Below are 17,856 nucleotides of genomic sequence, written 5' to 3' on the forward strand. Positions count from 1 at the left end.
TTGCCGGCACTGGTCATCACCGTTGCCCGGTTCGGGTTCCTGATCCTGCTGTGGATCTTCGTGTTCACCGTGGTCGGCGTGATCCGCCGAGATCTCTTCGCGGGAGCCCGGTCCGGTCGCCTGGTGGCGGCACCACGCGCGGTCGGCGCCTCGACGGGGCAGGCGACGGCCAAACCGGCGAAGGTGAAGCGGGGCAGGGCGGCCCACCAGCTGGTGGTCACCGCCGGTCAACTGGCCGGCACCCGGATCACCCTCGGCGAAGCGCAGATCACCATCGGTCGGGCCGAGGACTCCACCCTGGTCATCACCGACGACTACGCCTCCGCGCGGCACGCGAGACTCGTACCGCGCGAGGGTCAGTGGTTCGTCGAGGATCTCGGCTCGACTAACGGCACGTACCTGGATCGCGCTAAGGTCACCGGACCAACCCCCGTACCCCTCGGCGTGCCGATCCGGATCGGCCGCACTTCCCTCGAATTACGGCCATGACTCTGACCCTGCGCTATGCGGCCCACAGCGACCGCGGTCTGATCCGTGACGGCAATCAAGACTCCGTCTACGCCGGGCCGCGGCTACTCGCCGTTGCCGACGGCATGGGCGGTATGGCCGCCGGTGACGTCGCCAGCAACATCGTCATCGGTGCCATGGCGCCGCTCGACGAGGACGTCCCCGGGGACGCCCTCGTCGACGCGTTGCGTTCGGCCGTGGGCACCGCCAACCAACAGCTCCGCGACACGGTGGACGCCAACCCGCAGTTGGAGGGGATGGGCACCACACTGACGGCGACCCTCTTCTCCGGCAGCAAGCTGGGGATGGTCCACATCGGTGACTCGCGGGCCTATCTGCTGCGCAACGGCGAGTTCGCGCAGATCACCAAGGACGACACCTACGTCCAGATGCTCGTCGACGAAGGCCGGATCAGCGCCGAGGAGGCCAGCAGCCACCCGCAGCGGTCGCTGCTGACCCGCGCCCTGGACGGCCGGGACATCGACCCGGAGTACTCGGTGCGCCAGGTGCTGCCCGGTGACCGCTACCTGATCTGTAGCGACGGCCTCTCGGGTGTGGTGAGCGCCGAGACCATCGGCGAGACGCTGCGCGAGTACACCGACCCGCAGCAGTGCGTCGAGCGGCTGGTGCAGCTCGCGCTGCGCGGCGGCGGTCCGGACAACATCACGGTGATCATCGCCGATGCGACCGATCACGACATCGTCGAGGCGACCCCGATCGTCGGTGGCGCCGCCGCCCGGGACCGGGGCATGGCGACCTCCGCCGACGACTCGACCCCGGCCGCCCGGGCCTCGGCGCTCTCCGCGCCGCGCCCCGCCGCGCCGGAGGAGCCCGCCTCCGCCGACGACGAGCCGGAGCAGCGCAAGCACCGGCCGGTACGCGCCACAGCCATGGCCGTGGCCCTGCTGGTGATCCTCGGCGGTGGACTCTTCGCCGGCTGGACGTACACCCAGCGCCAGTACTACGTGGGTGCCACCGAGGAGGGTCAGGTCGCCGTCTTCCGCGGCATCCAGGGGCAGATCGCCGGGATGGACCTGTCCACCGTGCACCGCACCAGCGGCACCCGGTTGGACGACCTCACCGTCGCCGCACAGGACACGGTCAAGGTGGGCATCCGGGCCAAGAGCGAGCCGGACGCCGAGCGGCAGCTCGCGGAGCTGACCAGCGACACCCCGACCAACCCCAACCTGAAGCCGCTCTGCCCGCCCGACACGGCGACGCTGACCGGCACGCCGACTCCACCCGCGAGCCCGCCCGCGACCACTCCGACGCCGGCCACCAGCCCGAGCGCGTCGGTCAACGGGGTCGTCAGCGCGAGCCCGACCACGGCGGCCACCACGGGCGGGACCGATCCGACCACCGCACCCGACGCCACGCCCTCCGACTCGGCACCGCCGGCGCTCGACCCGGCCGGCTGCCGGTCTCCCGAGTGAGCGTCGACTGAGATCCCAAGGACTCCACCCGTGACCGTAGCGGCCACACCGGCATCCTCGCCCGCCACCACGGGCGGGGACTCCGGCGTACGCCTGGCCCGGTCCCGGCGGAACGCCGAGCTGTCCCTGCTGCTGCTGGCCATGGTGCTGGTGGCCGCGTACATGGCGACCGTCGAGGCGAACCTCCTGGACACGGTCACCCCGGACTTCTGGTTGCCGGCCGCCGCGCTCGGCGCGGTCTTCCTCGGCCTGCACCTGGTCATCCGGTTCCTCGCCCCGTTCGCCGATCCGGCCCTGCTGCCGGCGGTGGCCCTGCTCAACGGTCTCGGGGTGGGCTTCCTGCGCCGGATCGACCTGGGCGAGGCCGCCCCGGTGGACCGGGAGGACCTGGCCACCTTCGCCGGCATCGGTGGCCGGCAGCTCGCGTGGACGCTCGCCTCGGTGATCCTCGCCGCGGGCCTGCTCGCGATCATGCGCGACCACCGTTCGGTGTCCCGGTACGCGTACACCCTGGGGCTGGCCGGCATCGTGCTGGTGATGCTCCCGGCGGTGCTGCCGCGCAGCATGTCCGAGATCAACGGCGCCAAGCTGTGGATCCGGCTGGGCGGGTTCTCGATCCAGCCGGGTGAGTTCGCCAAGCTGGCGCTGCTGGTCTTCTTCGCGTACTACCTGGTGCGCAAGCGTGAGGTGCTCTCGCTGGCCAGCCGGCGGTTCCTCGGTATCGACTTCCCGCGCGGCCGGGACCTCGGCCCGGTGGTCGTGGTCTGGTTGATCAGCCTCCTGGTGCTGGTCTTCGAGAAGGACCTCGGCACCTCGCTGTTGTACTTCGGCATGTTCGTGGTGACGCTCTACATCGCCACCGAACGGGTCAGTTGGCTGCTGATCGGTCTGCTCCTCTTCTTCGGCGGCGCCTACCTCGCGTACGTGCTCGGGTCGACCGTCGGCGGGCCGTTCGCCAACTTCTACCTGCGGGCCGAGATCTGGCTGGACCCGTTCGCCGACCCGACCGACAAGGGCTACCAACTCGTCCAGGGCCTACTCGCCCTCGGCACGGGCGGGCTCTTCGGCGCGGGGCCGGGTGGCGGTCAGCCGGACATCCTGCCCGAGGTGCAGAACGACTTCATCTTCGCCGGCATCGGTGAGGAGATCGGTCTGTTCGGCCTCTCCGCGCTGCTGGTGGTCTACCTGCTGATCGTGGAGCGGGGTCTGCGCGCCGCGCTCGCGGTCCGTGACTCGTTCGGCAAGCTGCTCGCCGGCGGTCTCGCCTTCACCCTGGGCCTCCAGGTCTTCGTGATCGTCGGCGGCATCAGCAAGCTGATCCCGCTGACCGGCCAGACCACGCCGTTCCTGTCCGCCGGTGGCTCGTCGCTGATGGCGAACTGGCTGCTCATCGCGGTCCTGCTGCGGGTCTCCGACGGGGCCCGTCGACCGGTGAGCGGTGGCGCCGCCAAGGCGGCCCGGCCGTCGGGCGGTCCGCCCGAGCAGTTGCACGGTGCTCCCACGGAGGTGATCAAGCCGTGAACGCACCCCTGCGTCGTGTCGGTGTCGTCGTCATGGTCCTGTTCGGTCTGCTCTTCGCGAATCTGAACTGGATCCAGGCGTACAAGGCAGATGAATACCGCACCAGTGACTACAACGGCCGGGTCCAGGTCGCCGACTACAAGCGCAAACGCGGCAACATCGAGGCTGGTGGCACCGCGTTGGCCACCAGCAAGGAGACCACCGGCAAGCTGAAGTTCCAGCGCACCTACCCGGGCGGCGCCAAGTACGCCCACGTGCTCGGCTACAAGCCGGTCAACCTGGCCGACACCGGCATCGAGCAGGTGGAGAACGACTTCCTGGCCGGCACCAGCGACCAGTTGATCGGCGACCGGTTCAAGGACCTGTTCACCGGTGACGAGACGGCCGGTGGCAACGTGCTGCTCACGCTCTCGAAGCGGGCGCAGGACGTGGCGTACGACCAGATGCGCAACAACCAGGTGGATGCGAAGAGGGGCGCGGCGATCGCCATCGACCCGCGTACCGGTGCGGTGCAGGCCCTGGTGTCGATGCCCAGCTTCGATCCGAATCCGCTCGCGAGCCACGACACGGCTGCGGCGGCGGCGGAGATCAACAAGCTGGAGCAGGATCCGGACGGCCCGTTGAAGAACCGCGCCCTCTCCGAGACGCTGCCCCCGGGCTCCACCTTCAAGATCGTGGTAGCCGCGGCCGGCCTGGAGAACGGCGTCACCAAGTCGACCCCGATCCCGGCCGGTTCCAGCTACACCCCGCCGACCTCGGGCAGCCCGATCCGCAACGCCGCCCAGTCGATCTGCCCCGAGGCGCAGGTCACCCTTCAGGAGGCGGTCACCGAGTCCTGCAACACCGGCTTCGCGCAGCTCGGCGTACGCCTCGGCGCGGACAAGATCAAGGAGAAGGCCCGCCAGTTCGGCTTCGAGCAGGAGGACCTCACCGTCGGTCAGCTCGGCGAGGGCGGCCTGCGGACGGCGGCCAGCCGCACCGGCGACATGCAGAACCCGGACGGCAGCACCGACCCGGCCGCGCTGGCCCAGTCCTCGATCGGCCAGAACAACGTCCGGATGACCCCGTTACAGGGCGCCATGATCGCCGGAGCGGTCGCCAACAACGGCAGCCAGATGCGGCCGTACCTGGTCCGGCAGCTCCTCGCCCCGGACCGGACCACCAGCTACTACACGGCGAAGGCGCGGGAGCTGCGCCAGCCCGTCCAACCGCAGGTCGCCGCTGACCTGCGCGACATGATGGTCAGCGTGGTCCAGAAGGGCACCGGCCAGAAGGCGGCGATCAGCGGCTACACGGTCGGCGGCAAGACGGGTACGGCGCAGTCCGCGCCGGACCGCCCCGACCACGGCTGGTTCATCGGCTTCGCGCTGGACAAGAACGGCAACCCGGTCTCGGCCGTGTGTGTCGTCCTGGAACAGGCCGGCCCCGGCGGCAGCTCCGAGGCGGCCCGGATCGGTGGCCAGATCATGCGGGCCGCCATCGCCGACCCCGGGGGCCGCTGACATGCTCAGCCCCGGTGTTCAGCTCGGCAACCGCTACCGTCTCGACGAGCGGATCGCCAGCGGCGGCATGGGTGACGTCTGGCGCGGCACCGACCAGGTGCTCGGCCGGACGGTCGCGGTGAAGAGCCTGCTCCCCGCGCTGCTCGACGACCCGGACTTCGCCGAGCGGTTCCGCGGCGAGGCCCGGACGATGGCGACCATCAACCACCCCGGCGTGGTCGACGTCTACGACTTCGGCAACGACCAGCAGATCGCCTTCCTGGTCATGGAGTACGTCGAGGGCGACGCGCTGTCGTCGACGCTGAGCCGGGTCGGCCGACTCACTCCGGCCCGGACGATGGCGCTCGTCGCGCAGGCTGCGGACGCCCTGCACGCCGCGCACGAGAAGGGCATCGTGCACCGCGACGTGAAGCCGGGCAACCTGCTCGTCCGGCCGAACGGCACGCTCGTGCTGACCGACTTCGGTATCGCCCGCTCCGATATCGTCGGCCAGCTCACCGCTGCCGGCTCGGTTCTCGGTACCGCCTCGTACATCTCGCCGGAGCAGGCCACCGGGCAGGTGGCCACCCCGGCGTCCGACGTGTATGCGCTCGGCGTGGTCGCCTACCAGTGCCTCGCCGGCCGGCGACCGTTCGAGGGGGACAACCCGCTCGACATCGCCATGCGCCACGTCCGGGAGACGCCCCGACCGCTGCCCAACGACATCCCGCCGCAGGTCCGGGCGGTCGTCGAGCGGGCGCTGGCCAAGGACCCGGCCGCCCGCTGGCCGAGCGCCGCCGCCCTCGCCTCGGTCGCCCGGCAGCTCAAGGCCGCGCTGTCCCAGCAGGCCCGGGCCGGCGGCCACTCCGCGCCGATCTCCGGGGCACCGTCCTCGCCCGCCGCACCCGGCCGGGCGCAGGTGCCGCAGGGGCAGCAGTTCCGCCCGCCGAACGCGCCACACCGGCAGCCGCCCGTCGGGCAGCGACCGACCACGATCGCGCCGGCCTCACCACCTCGCCCCACCGCGGTCGCGCCGGCCGTACCGCACGCCCGGCCGCCGGTCGCCCAGGCCGGCTACCCGCGCGGCGCCGCGGCGGTGCCGCCGGCACAGACCCGGCAGGAACACCCACCGGCGTACGTCCGGCAGCCCGGCCCGGCGTCCGAGCCCAGCCGGTCCCGGCCCGGGATGGTGCTCGTCGCCATCCTGCTGGCCTTACTGGTCCTGCTCTGCTCCGGCGTGATTTCCTACAAGCTGCGGAAGGCGTCGCAGACCGGTGCGTCCGGGGCGACGACTTCACAGACCGTGACGTCCGGCGCGCTGCGGCTCGACGGACGCGACGATGCGACCCGGACGTCGTACCGTCGTGAGGTACGACTCCGGCCGGGTGACGGCGGGACGACGACGAGCGAAGGACGACAGACGCGATGACAGCGCAGGCCCGCCTGCTCGGTGGCAGGTACCAGGTCGGCGAGCTGCTCGGCTACGGCGGCATGGCCGAGGTGCACCGCGGTCGCGACCTCCGGCTCGGTCGGGACGTCGCGATCAAGATGCTCCGCACCGACCTCGCCCGGGACGCGACGTTCCAGATGCGCTTCCGCCGGGAGGCGCAGAACGCCGCGTCGCTCAACCACCCGGCCATCGTCGCGGTCTACGACACCGGCGAGGAGACCGCCCCAACCGGCGAGACGTTGCCCTTCATCGTCATGGAGTTCGTCAACGGGCGGACGTTGAAGGAGGTCCTCGGCGTCGAGGGCCGGTTGCAGCCCCGCCGCGCGTTGGAGATCTGCGCCGACATGTGCGCGGCGTTGGAGTTCAGCCACCGGCACGGGATCATCCACCGGGACATCAAGCCGGGCAACGTCATGCTCACCCAGACCGGCCAGGTCAAGGTGATGGACTTCGGTATCGCCCGGGCGCTGGCCAGCGGCGCGACCACCATGACGCAGACCAGCGCGGTCATCGGCACCGCCCAGTACCTCTCCCCGGAGCAGGCGCGCGGTGAGGCCGTGGACGCCCGCTCCGACGTGTACGCGGCCGGCTGTGTCCTGTTCGAACTGGTCTGCGGGCATCCGCCGTTCGTCGGCGACAGCCCGGTCAGCGTCGCGTACCAGCACGTCCGGGAGACTCCGCCGACGCCGAGCGACATCAACCCGGACGTCAACCCGGCGGTCGACGCGATCGTGCTCAAGGCGCTGTCGAAGAACCCGCTGAACCGCTACCAGAGTGCCGGCGAGATGCGCGCCGACCTGCTGCGCGCCGCCGCCGGCCGGCCGGTGCTGGCCACTCCGGTGCTGCGCGAGGCGGAGACGGTGGCGATGGCCCCGGCCGGCGGCGGCGCTGCCGGTTACCCGCCGGCCGCCACCGGGCCGCAGACCCGGCAGATCCCGGCCCGGGTCGGCGACCCGCGCCAGCGCAAGGCGTCCTCCTGGTTGATCGCCCTGTTCAGCGCGGTCGGTGTGCTGGCGGTGATCGCCCTGGTCGCCGCGCTGCTCTGGAGTCAGCAGCAGGACAAGGACCTGAAGTCCGTGCCGACCCTCGCCGGGAAGACACGGGACGCCGCGTTCGCCGAGATCAACAAGGCCGGCCTCAATCCGGTTGTCGGCGATCCGGTCCTGAACAGCACCTGCGCCGAGGGCACGGTGGTCGGCCAGAACCCGCAGCCGAACACTCGCCTGAAGCAGGCCAGCACCGTCACCATCCAGCTCTGCGGCGGCAAGCCAGACGTGGCCGTTCCGACCGGGCTCAAGGGCAGCAAGGAGGAGAGCGCCGTCGCCCGCCTTGAGGAGGCGAAGCTCGACTCCGTCGTCAGGCCGGTCGACAGCACGGAGAGCGAAGGAATCGTCGTCAAGGTCAGCCCACCCGAGGGTCAGAAGGTGCCCGAGGGCACGAAGGTGACAATCGAGGTGTCGAAGGGCAACGTCCGCGAGGTGCCGGACGTCGTCGGGCTGAGCGAGGACGAGGCCACCCGTACCCTGCGCAACGCCGGCTTCGTGGTGAACGTCCAGAATGGCCCGGAGGTGCCGGCGGACCAGGCCGGCAAGGTCACCGACCAGAGCCCGAACGGCAGGGAGAAGAAGCCGAGCGGCACCAGGGTGACCATCAAGGTGAGCCAGCCGGAGGAGGTCGTGGAGACGCCCAGCCCGCCGGCGACACCGACGCCGACGCCGAGCGGCTCGACCACGCCCGGCAACGGTGGTGGCACCGGTCAGCCGATCATCCCGCCGTTCCGGGTGGACGGGGAGTAGCCGTCCGCATCCCGGTGCCCGTCGACGACCGCCCTCCGGTGGGCGGCTGGCGACGGTGGCTGCGACGCGGGGCGGTCCTGGGCGTGGTCGCGGTGGCGCTGAGCAGCGTCCCGTGGCTGTGGACGACCATCGGTGCGCGCGGGCACACCCACGACGCGGCCGAGGCACCCACCGCCGACGTCGTGATCGTCCTGGGCACCGCCGTCGCGGCTGACGGGAAGCAACCGAGCGAGCGGCTCGCCGGCCGGTTGGAGACCGCCGCCGAGCTGGTGCGCACCGGACGGGCGCGGGCGGTGTTGGTGTCCGGTGACGGGGGTGGCGCGTCCGGCGACGAGCCGACGGTGATGACCGGGTATCTGACCGAGCGGCTCGGCGTCGACCCGCGACGGGTGGCGGCGGACCCGTACGGCCTGGACACGTACGACAGTTGCGTCCGCGCCCGGGACGTGTACGGCGTCGAGCGTGCGCTGATCGTCACGCAGTCCTACCACCTGTCCCGGGCGGTGACGCTCTGCCGGCATCTCGGCCTGGACGTCGACGGGGTCGCCGCCCGCTGCGACGGATGCGGTTCCGTCATGCTCGCCGGGAAGGCGGTCCGGGACTACCTGGCCAGCGGCAAGGCCGCCTGGGACGCGTTCCGGGACCGGCCACCTGCGGTCCGGTCACCCGCGAATTCGGCCGTGCGGGACGCGCTCACGAGCTGACCGTACCTTCAGGAGGTGGCGAAGGCGGCGAGCCGCCGGGCGTCCACCTCGGCGGCCAGCGCCGGGGCACGCTCCAGCGCCTCGGTGTGGCCGCAGCTCGCCAGCCAGTTGGCGAGCATCAGGTGGCCGCCCTCGGTGAGCACCGACTCCGGGTGGAACTGCACGCCCTCGATGGGCAGCGTGCGGTGCCGCATGGCCATCACCACTCCGGAGCCGGTCCAGCCGGTGACCTCCAGCTCGTCCGGCAGCGTCTCGGGCAGGACGGCCAGCGAGTGGTAGCGGGTGGCGGTGAACGGGTCGGGCAGGCCGGCGAGCACGCCGACGGAGTGGTGCCGTACCTCGGAGGTCTTGCCGTGCAGCAGCTCGGCGGCCCGGGTGACGGTCGCCCCGAAGGCCTCCCCGATCGCCTGGTGGCCGAGGCAGACGCCGAAGATCGGCAGCTCGCCCGCGTACTGGCGGATGACGTCCAGGCAGATGCCCGCGCGGTCCGGGCTGCCCGGGCCGGGTGAGAGCAGGACGCCGGACGCGCCCGACCGGCCGACCTCGGCGACGTCGATCTCGTCGTTGCGGCGTACGTCGCAGTCCACGCCGAGCTGGCCGAGGTACTGCACCAGGTTGAAGACGAACGAGTCGTAGTTGTCGATCACCAGGACGCGCATGGTCACCTGCTCGTGGAGGACGGCTCGGGGTTGTTCCGTTCCGTGTCGTACGGCAGGTCGTGCTCGTCGCCGGCCGGAGCGTCGTCGGTCACCGCATCGCCGCCGCTCGGCTCGCCCGGAACGCCGTTGTCCTGGGTGACCTGGACGTCGTCGAAGGGCAGCAGAGGCTCGGCCCACGGGAAGGCCACGTACCAGAGCAGGGCCACCGTGGCGGCCGCGAGCAGCACCGAACCGACGAGCTTGCCGGCGAGGCCGAACGGGAGCTTGCGCCAGATGAACGCGTACATCTCGTCAGCCTCCCAACTCGGTGGGGCGGCCCGCCGACTTGGGTTGGGTCCGGTCCAGCTCGGCGTGGATGATCAGCCGCTGGTAGTTGTCCCACTTCGGGTTGCAGGTGGTCAGGGTGAGCATCCGCTTGGTCGGCTTCTTGTTCGGCTCGCCGGGTACGGGTGCCACCACTTCGACCTGCGTCGGTTTGACGATGCGGGTCTGCGCCACCCGGTAGACGTACCAGTCGGTCTTGCTCTCGACCACGATCGCGTCGCCGTCGTGCAGCTCGTCCAGCCGCCAGAAGGTGGCCCGGTTCCGGTGGCCGGCGACCGAGAAGTTGCCGACCTGGCCGGGCAGCGCACTCGTCGGGTAGTGGCCCGGCGCGTACCGGATGTCGTCCTGGGTCACGCCCTCGACCACCACCCAGTTCTTGTCCAGTTTGGGGATGTAGAGGCCGGCGATCGGCTTGCCGCGCACCGGCGGGGACGGCTTGGCGCTCGGTGCCTTCGACGGGACGACCGTCGGGTCGTCGGTCGGGCCCCACTCCTGGGCGAGTTGGCTGCTGAGGTCGTTCTGGTGGGCGTCCACGACGGCGGACTTGCCCCACACCTCGTACCCGGCGAAGAGGAGCACCACCAGGCCGAAGGTGATCAGGACTTCACCGGTGGCCCGGATGCCGGTCCGGATTCGGGAGCCCAGGGACGGGCGGGTCAGCTCCGAGTAGACGCTCTTGTAGCCCTCGCCGGTCTGGTGCGGCCGGAGTTGGACGACCCGCTCCCCCCGACGCGGTTGGGGCGGCTCGGCGACGCCGTCGCCCTCGTCGGTGGCCTCCCCCGGGGCAGGCGTACGGGGAACCGCGCCCATCAGCGCCGTCGTGTCGATGGACGGGGGCCGGGGCGTCGGCCTGCTGGTCACGGTGGGGATGACCGCGGTGGCGTTCGGATCGTCTCCCCGGCCGGGCCCGGCCGGGGAGACGGGAGTGCCCGAGGCGCTGGTGGGACGCGTGGACCCGGGGGCGACCTTCGGGATGACCGCGGTGGCATTCGGGTCGGCGCTCGGTGGCGTCGGCGTGCTCGGCGGTGTGGCGGCGCTCGGCGGCGTCGAGCCGCCGGGGGATGCCGAGGCCCAGGTCGGAGTCGCGGCCACGCCGGGCGTCGAGCGGCCGGAGTCGCCGGCGGCGGTCGGGGTGCCCGGAGCGTTGCCGGGCGTGGTCGGTACCCCGACCGGACCGACGGCCGGCGGACGGCTCGCGGTGCCACCGCCGGCCGGGGAGCGGGTGGTATCGATGCCCGGGGCGGCCTGCCGGACCGGCAGCGGTGCGGAAGGTGTGGTGGGCCGGCTCGGAGCGGCGGGCGGAGGACCGGATTCGGCGGGCGGTGCCGCGCTGCCCGGCCAGCGCGGTGGCGCGGTCGGGCCGGAGGTGCCCTGCGGGTCCGACCATCCGGCGCCCTGCGCTGGGCCTGCGGCGGGTGGGCTCGTCGGCCGGGTGCGAGCGGGCAGCACCGGCTCGGGCCAGTTACCGGTCGGTGGCCGGCCCGGCGTCGGCTCGGGTCGGGCCGGCGACGACCCGGGCCGGTCGCCGGTGGGCTCAGCCTTGCCCGGGGACGACTCCACCCGGGCCGCAGGAGGCTCTGCGCGGCCCGGCTCGGGTCGGCTGACCTTGGGCAGGAAGGCCGTCGGCTCGTCGGCCTGGTCCCGGTGCCGGCCGTCGCGGCGCTCGTCGGGGCCGCTCACCTGGGCACCGTCGCCGAGCGCAGGGCGGTCGAATCCTCGAAGGCCGGCACGGTCACCGTGGAGACGGACTCCTTGTAGCCGAGTTGGTAGTCGTCGACTGCGTCCTTGAACAACCGGACTCCCTCAGAGCTGGCGAGGGCCTGCTGGAGGGCAGCGGGATCGCCGATCGCTACGATCTTGAACGGTGGGGAGTACACCCGGCCGTGGAGCAGCAGGGTGTTACCGACGCAGCGTACCGCGCTGGTTGCGAGCACGCGGACGTTCATGATTGACATGGCCTCCGCTCCACCCGCCCAGAGCGCGTTGACCACCGCCTGCACGTCGCCCTGGTGTACGACCAGGTCGTCGTTGGTGGCGTCGGAGTGGGCCTCGTCGTTGTGCTGGGGCGCGTCGTTCAGCTCGACCGTCACGGCCGTACCGGTGACGGGGGTGAACCCGGCCGCCGCGAGACTGCGCTGGGCGCGGGTCTGCTGGGCCTTGATCGGGGCGTCCGAGTCGGCCAGCGTGTCGGTGCGTTGCTCGACCTCGTCGCGCAGGGTGGCGGCGCGGCGCTCGCTCGCCGTGACCTGCTGCTGCCGTTCCTCGATGAGCTGGTTGAGCTGGGGCCGCCGGTCCTCGCGCAGGGCGGTGCCGCCGGCTGTGGTCGCGGTGGTGGTGAAGAGCAGTCCCGCCGCCGCGGCGATCAGGGGGACCCCGATCGACCAGCCCGGCCGCCGTTGGCGTGGCCGCCGGGGCAGCAGTCCGGCGACGGCCCGTCGGAGGACCTTCTGCCAGGAGGCGGCGCCGGATGTGTACTCCACCGAGCGTTCCTTCCGAGTGTCGGGGGATCGGTTCGCGACGACTGGGCCGCGATGCGAACAGTCCCGCCCTTTTCGGTCACTCCATGTACCTGCCTGACCCCATTCGTGGTCCAGGCGGCCGTTCGGGACTACGCTAGCTGTCGAACATTATTGGCCATGAACCGTCGCCTCCGCGTCCGGTTGTCAGGCCGGACGAGGTTGTCACCCCCTCTGGAGAGCGCCGTGCCCAAGTCTCAGGTCCGCAAGAAGAAGGTGTACACCCCGCCGACGGACGTGCGTCCGACGACGACGGCGGCGTCGCGCAAGCCTAGCCCGGTGTGGCTGCCGATCACCGCGGTCGCGCTGATCGTCGCCGGCATCGGCTGGCTCGTCGTCTACTACCTCTCCGAGCAGGAGTACCCGGTCGCCTCGTGGCAGTACTGGAACCTGGCGGTCGGCTTCGGTGCGATGGTCGCGTCGCTGGTGCTGCTCTCCCGCTGGCGCTGAGCCCGCTCGGGCCGCTGCCGCAGCGCAGGAGCGACCACCGGACCGCAGGATCTCGGTCACCCGCCGTCCCCCTGCCCGGCACGACCGGGCCGGGCACCCTATGGTGTCCGCAGGCGGCGTGGCCTACTGCGAGATGACTCACGTTACTGCTGGGTAACCTTGCGCGTAGGCTGCACTGCATGACCGAGCGGAGCGAGGTCATCGACCGGTCCGGTCGCAGGTGCGGCAGCGGCGCGACGTTGCCCTGCTCCTGCCCCGGCCCCGGTTGCTGAACCGCTCGACGAGCAGCAGACCGGGGAGGCCAACTCGATGGGCAGCGTCCAGATCGTCACCACGATCCTCGCGGCTGGCATCACCGCCGTGGCGGTGTGGCTGGCGGTGCGCGCGGTCATGAAGATGACGGCCGTGATCCGGCTGGGGCAACCCGCTCCGGAGCGGTTCGCCGACAAGGGCGCCCGCACCAGGAAGATGCTGGTGGAGACCGCCGGCCACACCCGGATGCTCAAGTGGGGTGTGGTGGGCGCCGCCCACTGGTTCGTGATGGTCGGCTTCATCGTGCTGTCGCTGCTGGTGCTCGAGGCGTACTTCGAGGTGGTCACGCCGACCGGCGGCCTGCCGATCATCGGGCACTGGACCGTCTTCGGGCTGGCCACCGAGATCATCACGGTGCTGGGCCTGGTCGGCATCCTGGTGTTGATGGCGATCCGGCTGCAAAATCGGCCCAACCGGCCCGGCGGTCGCTCCCGCTTCACCGGCTCCACCATGTGGCAGGGCTACTTCGTCGAGTGGATCGTGCTGCTGGTCCTGATCTTCGGCCTGGTGATCCGGGGCTTCAAGGTCGCGACCGACCACTTCGAGTACCCGGTCTGGGCGACCCCGGTCAGCCACGCGGTCGGCGCGATCCTCCCGGACTGGTCGGACGGGGCGAGTGTCGCCGCGCTCATCAAGATCGTCATTTCGATGACCTGGCTGATCGTCATCTCGCTGAACGTCACCATGGGCGTCGCCTGGCACCGGTTCCTGGCCTTCCCCAACATCTTCTTCAAGCGCGACCCGGAGAAGCCGGCCGGCTCCGGCCTGGGCCCGCTGCGTCCGATGACCAGCGAGGGCAAGCCACTCGACTTCGAGGAGGCCGACCCGGAGAAGGACCAGTTCGGCGTCGCCCAGGTCGAGCAGTTCACCTGGAAGGGCCTGCTGGACTTCAGCACCTGCACCGAGTGCGGTCGCTGCCAGTCGCAGTGCCCCGCCTGGAACACCGGCAAGCCGCTGTCGCCGAAGCTGCTCGTGCTCAGCCTGCGCGACCACGCGTACGCGAAGGCGCCCTACCTGCTGGCCGGCGGCGGCAAGGACCTCACCGGCGAGGAGAAGGCCACCCAGGCGCAGCTCGCGCACCTGGACGTGCTGTCGCTCGCCGAGGGTGACAAGCCGTTGATCGGCACGGCCGAGGAGGGCGGGGTCATCGACCCGGACGTGCTCTGGTCGTGCACCACCTGCGGCGCCTGCGTCGAGCAGTGCCCGGTGGACATCGAGCACGTGGACCACATCGTCGACATGCGCCGCTACCAGGTGCTGATCGAGTCGAGCTTCCCCTCGGAGGCCGGCGTGATGCTGCGCAACCTGGAGAACAAGGGCAACCCGTGGGGCGCGCCGCAGAACACCCGCGAGGACTGGACCAAGGGTCTGGACTTCGAGGTGCCGCGGGTCGGCGAGGTGGACGACTTCGAGTACCTCTTCTGGGTCGGCTGCGCCGGCGCGTTCGAGGACCGGGCCAAGAAGACCACCCGCGCGGTCGCCACCCTGCTCAACGAGGCCGGCGTCAGTTTCGCCATCCTCGGCGAGGGCGAGACCTGCTCCGGCGATCCGGCCCGCCGGATCGGCAACGAGTTCGTCTTCCAGATGCTCGCCCAGCAGAACGTCGAGACGCTGAACGAGGCGTTCGAGGGCCGGGAGAAGGCCAAGCGCAAGATCGTCGCCACCTGTCCGCACTGCTTCAACACCCTGGGCAACGAGTACGGCCAGCTCGGCGGCGAGTTCGAGGTGGTCCACCACACCCAACTCCTGGCCCACCTGGTCTCCACCGGCAAGCTCACCCCGGTCCAGCCCGTCGACGGTGGCGTGACCTACCACGACCCCTGCTACCTGGGCCGGCACAACCGCGTCTTCGCCGCTCCCCGTGAGGTCCTCGGCACCGCCATCGGAGGCGGAGCCGGAGATGGCCAGGGCGACGCAGCGATCCGGTCCGGTGCGGGCCGCGACAGCGGCCTGATCGAGATGCCGCGCAACAGTGAGCGCTCCTTCTGCTGCGGTGCCGGTGGCGCCCGGATGTGGATGGAGGAGAAGATCGGCAAGCGGATCAACGTGGACCGGGTCGAGGAGGCCATGGCCACCGGGGCGAAGACGGTCGCCGTCGGCTGCCCGTTCTGCTCGACGATGCTCAACGACGGCGTCAACGGCAAGGGTGCCGGCGAGCAGGTCGAGGTCGTCGACGTGGCGAGCGTCCTGCTGCGCTCGGTCAAGCCCGAGCAGCCGCGGGGCGACAAGGAGTCCACCCCGGTCGCGGGCTGACGCGTACACCTGGAGTTCTTGCTCATCGGCGGCGGCGGCCCTCAGGGGTCGCCGCCGCCGTGCAAGAATCTCGCCGAGGTGAGGAGACATCGACGGCCTGCTCTTGATGACGGTGCTGCCGCTGGTCGGCTTCGTTGCGCTGACCGCCGGCAACGCGTTCTTCGTCGCGGCCGAGTTCGCCCTGGTCACGGTCGACCGCGCGGAGATCGACAGGCGGGCCGCCGCCGGTGACGACGCCGCCCGCACGGTACGCGCCGCGCTGCGCGAGCTGTCCTTCCAGCTCTCCGGGGCACAGCTCGGGATCACCATCACCGCGCTGCTCACCGGCTACCTGGCCGAACCGGCGCTGGCCCGGATCTTCACCCCGCTGCTGCGTCCGGTGGCCGGGGAGAGCACCGAGCGGTTCACCCCGTTCCTGGCGTTGGCCCTGGCGACGCTCATCTCCATGCTCTTCGGCGAGCTGGTGCCCAAGAACGCGGCGCTGGCCCGGCCGATGCCCGCCGCACTGGCCACCGCCGGGCCGATGCACGCCTTCTCCCGGGCGTTCGGCTGGCTGATCCGGGGCCTGAACGGCTCGGCGAACCGGTTGGTCCGGGCGCTCGGCGTGGAGCCGCAGGAGGAGTTGGCCAGCGCCCGGTCGCCGGAGGAGTTGGGCCTGCTGGCCGCCATCTCGGCCCGCGCGGGCGCGCTGCCGCCGGACACGGCGATGTTGCTGCGGCGCACCATCCGGTTCGGCGACAAGCGGGCGGCCGAGGCCATGACCCCGCGGGTCGACGTGGTCGCGCTGCGGGCCACCGCCACCGTGGCCGAGTTGCTCGAGGAGTCCCGGCGGACGGGACGGACCCGTTTCCCGGTGTACGAGGAGACGCTCGACCTCGTCACCGGAGTGGCGGGCGTGCCGGACGCGCTGGGCGTGCCGCTGGCCGCGCGGGCGTCGACAGTGGTCGGCGCGGTGGCCCGCGAGCCGGTGTACGTGCCGGAGAGTCTGGACCTGGACGGCGTGCTGGCGGCGTTGAAGGCGGCCGGCGCGGACCTGGCCATCGTCGTCGACGAGTACGGCGGCACCGACGGTGTGGTCACGATCGAGGACCTGGTCGAGGAGCTGGTGGGCGAGATCGCCGACGAGTTCGACCCGGCCAGCGTGGACGACGCCGAGCCCTTCGAGCTGACCGTCCCGGGCGGCGAGCGCACGGTGCTTGTCGACGGGGTGCTGCGCTCCGACGAGTTGGTCGAGCAGACGGGCTTCCGGCTGCCCGAGGGGCCGTACGAGACGTTGGCCGGGTTCCTGCTGGCCCGGCTCGGACACATCCCGCTGCCCGGCGAGACGGTCGACGCCGACGGCTGGGAGTTCACCGTGGTGGAGGTCGAGCGGCACCGGATCGAGCAGGTCCGGGTGCTGCGCCCCGCGGATCCGGACGCCGATGACTGAGCTGTTGGTGGCCGTGCTGCTGCTGCTCGGCAACGGCTTCTTCGTGGGCAGTGAGTTCGCGTTGATCGCGTCCCGTCGTACGGTGATCGAGCCGTTGGCGGCCGGTTCGAAGCGGGCCCGCTGGGCGTTGTCGGCGATGAACCAGATCCCGCTGATGATCGCCGGTGCGCAGCTCGGCATCACGGTGTGTTCGCTGGGCCTCGGCGCGATCGCCGAGCCGGCGTTGGCCCATCTGCTCGAATCGCCGTTCCACGCCGTCGGCCTGCCCGAGCGGGCGGTGCACCCGGTGGCGTTCGTGCTCGCGCTCGGCGTCGTCGTCTTCCTGCACACGGTGGTCGGCGAGATGGTGCCCAAGAACATCACGCTGGCCGGTCCGGAGGTCTCCGCGCTCTGGCTGGGGCCGGCCATGCTGGCGTTCTGCGTGGCCACCAAGCCGCTGCTGCTGGCGATGAAGTGGGCCGCCCGCCGGGTGCTGGCCCTCTGGCGGATCGAGGCGACCGAGGCCGTGAAGACGGTGTTCACCGCCGAGGAGTTGGCGGGGCTGGTGTCGCAGGCGCGGACGGAGGGGCTGCTCGACGCCGAGGAGCACGCCCGCATCACCGCCGCGCTGGCCCTGCACACCCGGACCGCGGCGGACGCCCTGCAACCGTGGTCGACGGTGACGACGGTGGCCGAGGACGTCTCACCGGCCTCGTTGGAGGTGCTGGCGACGCGTACCGGCCGGTCCCGGTTCCCGGTGGTGCAGCGGTCCACCCGACGGGTGCTCGGCTTCGTCCACGTCAAGGACGTCCTCGGGTACGCCGGGCGGGGTCGTCGCGCGCCGGTGCCGGCGGCGGTGTACCGGCCGTTGGCGGTGGTGCCGCCGGACCGTACGCTGGCCGATCTGCTGCTGGCCATGCGGCGCGAACGGCGGCACATGGTGCTGGTCAGTGACGGTCGCCGACCTCTCGGTGTGGTCACACTCGATGACGTATTGACCGCAATCGTTGGTTAATTGACCAACACCCTTGGTGTGCGGGCG

At 71.5% G+C, this 17,856-nt stretch carries 15 protein-coding genes; 11 read left to right on the forward strand and 4 right to left on the reverse strand.

The annotated features are described in order from the left end of the window. The 7 genes from ACN263_RS30310 to ACN263_RS30340 are packed head-to-tail and all read left to right on the forward strand — an operon-like array spanning nt 1 to nt 8,892. Complete coding sequence (locus tag ACN263_RS30310; protein WP_422737607.1) at nt 1-489, forward strand: FHA domain-containing protein FhaB/FipA; 489 nt, start codon at nt 1-3, stop codon at nt 487-489. Further along, nucleotides 486-1,940 (forward strand): PP2C family protein-serine/threonine phosphatase, encoded by a 1,455-nt coding sequence (locus ACN263_RS30315; RefSeq protein WP_422737608.1) that lies wholly within the window; start codon nt 486-488, stop codon nt 1,938-1,940. Before ACN263_RS30310 ends, ACN263_RS30315 begins: the two co-directional genes overlap by 4 nt. 30 nt (nt 1,941-1,970) lie before the next feature. After that, nucleotides 1,971-3,461: an FtsW/RodA/SpoVE family cell cycle protein gene (locus tag ACN263_RS30320; protein ID WP_422737609.1), complete on the forward strand. Its 1,491-nt coding sequence runs from the start codon at nt 1,971-1,973 to the stop codon at nt 3,459-3,461. Continuing rightward, entirely contained in the window at nt 3,458-4,963 is a 1,506-nt protein-coding gene (locus tag ACN263_RS30325; protein ID WP_422737610.1) for a peptidoglycan D,D-transpeptidase FtsI family protein, read from the forward strand. Before ACN263_RS30320 ends, ACN263_RS30325 begins: the two co-directional genes overlap by 4 nt. 1 nt (nt 4,964) lies before the next feature. Beyond that, nucleotides 4,965-6,371, forward strand: a complete 1,407-nt coding sequence (locus ACN263_RS30330; protein WP_422737611.1) for a protein kinase domain-containing protein — start codon at nt 4,965-4,967, stop codon at nt 6,369-6,371. Continuing rightward, on the forward strand, nt 6,368-8,188 hold the full coding sequence (gene pknB, locus ACN263_RS30335) for a Stk1 family PASTA domain-containing Ser/Thr kinase (RefSeq protein ID WP_422737612.1): 1,821 nt from the start codon (nt 6,368-6,370) through the stop codon (nt 8,186-8,188). Before ACN263_RS30330 ends, pknB begins: the two co-directional genes overlap by 4 nt. Before the next feature lie 14 nt (nt 8,189-8,202). Further along, nucleotides 8,203-8,892: a SanA/YdcF family protein gene (locus tag ACN263_RS30340; protein WP_422737613.1), complete on the forward strand. Its 690-nt coding sequence runs from the start codon at nt 8,203-8,205 to the stop codon at nt 8,890-8,892. A gap of 8 nt (nt 8,893-8,900) precedes the next feature. Here ACN263_RS30340 and ACN263_RS30345 read toward each other — a convergent pair whose 3' ends face one another. The 4 genes from ACN263_RS30345 to ACN263_RS30360 are packed head-to-tail and all read right to left on the reverse strand — an operon-like array spanning nt 8,901 to nt 12,355. Continuing rightward, on the reverse strand, nt 8,901-9,551 hold the full coding sequence (locus tag ACN263_RS30345; protein WP_422737614.1) for an aminodeoxychorismate/anthranilate synthase component II: 651 nt from the start codon (nt 9,549-9,551) through the stop codon (nt 8,901-8,903). A 2-nt stretch (nt 9,552-9,553) separates the two neighbouring features. After that, nucleotides 9,554-9,838 (reverse strand): hypothetical protein, encoded by a 285-nt coding sequence (locus tag ACN263_RS30350; RefSeq protein ID WP_422737615.1) that lies wholly within the window; start codon nt 9,836-9,838, stop codon nt 9,554-9,556. A 4-nt stretch (nt 9,839-9,842) separates the two neighbouring features. Beyond that, nucleotides 9,843-11,555 carry a class E sortase gene (locus ACN263_RS30355; protein ID WP_422737616.1) on the reverse strand — a complete coding sequence of 571 codons (1,713 nt, stop codon included), beginning with the start codon at nt 11,553-11,555 and terminating at the stop codon, nt 9,843-9,845. Next, nucleotides 11,552-12,355: a DUF881 domain-containing protein gene (locus ACN263_RS30360; protein ID WP_422737617.1), complete on the reverse strand. Its 804-nt coding sequence runs from the start codon at nt 12,353-12,355 to the stop codon at nt 11,552-11,554. The genes ACN263_RS30355 and ACN263_RS30360 overlap by 4 nt, the downstream gene beginning before the upstream one ends. A gap of 222 nt (nt 12,356-12,577) precedes the next feature. On the opposite strand from ACN263_RS30360, the gene ACN263_RS30365 reads away from it, so the two are divergent. From ACN263_RS30365 to ACN263_RS30380, 4 genes are all read left to right on the forward strand, one after another. Further along, on the forward strand, nt 12,578-12,841 hold the full coding sequence (locus ACN263_RS30365) for a cell division protein CrgA (RefSeq protein WP_007454145.1): 264 nt from the start codon (nt 12,578-12,580) through the stop codon (nt 12,839-12,841). 309 nt (nt 12,842-13,150) lie between these two features. Continuing rightward, nucleotides 13,151-15,406, forward strand: coding sequence for a (Fe-S)-binding protein (locus ACN263_RS30370; protein WP_422737618.1), 2,256 nt, complete (start codon nt 13,151-13,153; stop codon nt 15,404-15,406). Between the two features lie 106 nt (nt 15,407-15,512). Then, nucleotides 15,513-16,835 (forward strand): hemolysin family protein, encoded by a 1,323-nt coding sequence (locus ACN263_RS30375; protein WP_422737619.1) that lies wholly within the window; start codon nt 15,513-15,515, stop codon nt 16,833-16,835. Then, on the forward strand, nt 16,828-17,829 hold the full coding sequence (locus tag ACN263_RS30380; protein WP_422737620.1) for a hemolysin family protein: 1,002 nt from the start codon (nt 16,828-16,830) through the stop codon (nt 17,827-17,829). Before ACN263_RS30375 ends, ACN263_RS30380 begins: the two co-directional genes overlap by 8 nt. Nucleotides 17,830-17,856: the final 27 nt, after the last annotated feature.

The organism is Micromonospora sp. WMMD729 (assembly GCF_049315225.1).
Taxonomy (GTDB): Bacteria; Actinomycetota; Actinomycetes; order Mycobacteriales; family Micromonosporaceae; genus Micromonospora.

Coding starts and splice junctions, on each gene's coding strand:
- ACN263_RS30315 (WP_422737608.1), top strand. CDS start 486: ATGACTCTGACCCTGCGCTATGCGGCCCACAGCGACCGCGGTCTGATC.
- ACN263_RS30330 (WP_422737611.1), top strand. CDS start 4,965: ATGCTCAGCCCCGGTGTTCAGCTCGGCAACCGCTACCGTCTCGACGAG.
- pknB (WP_422737612.1), top strand. CDS start 6,368: ATGACAGCGCAGGCCCGCCTGCTCGGTGGCAGGTACCAGGTCGGCGAG.
- ACN263_RS30345 (WP_422737614.1), bottom strand. CDS start 9,551: ATGCGCGTCCTGGTGATCGACAACTACGACTCGTTCGTCTTCAACCTG.
- ACN263_RS30350 (WP_422737615.1), bottom strand. CDS start 9,838: ATGTACGCGTTCATCTGGCGCAAGCTCCCGTTCGGCCTCGCCGGCAAG.
- ACN263_RS30370 (WP_422737618.1), top strand. CDS start 13,151: ATGGGCAGCGTCCAGATCGTCACCACGATCCTCGCGGCTGGCATCACC.
- ACN263_RS30375 (WP_422737619.1), top strand. CDS start 15,513: ATGACGGTGCTGCCGCTGGTCGGCTTCGTTGCGCTGACCGCCGGCAAC.
- ACN263_RS30380 (WP_422737620.1), top strand. CDS start 16,828: ATGACTGAGCTGTTGGTGGCCGTGCTGCTGCTGCTCGGCAACGGCTTC.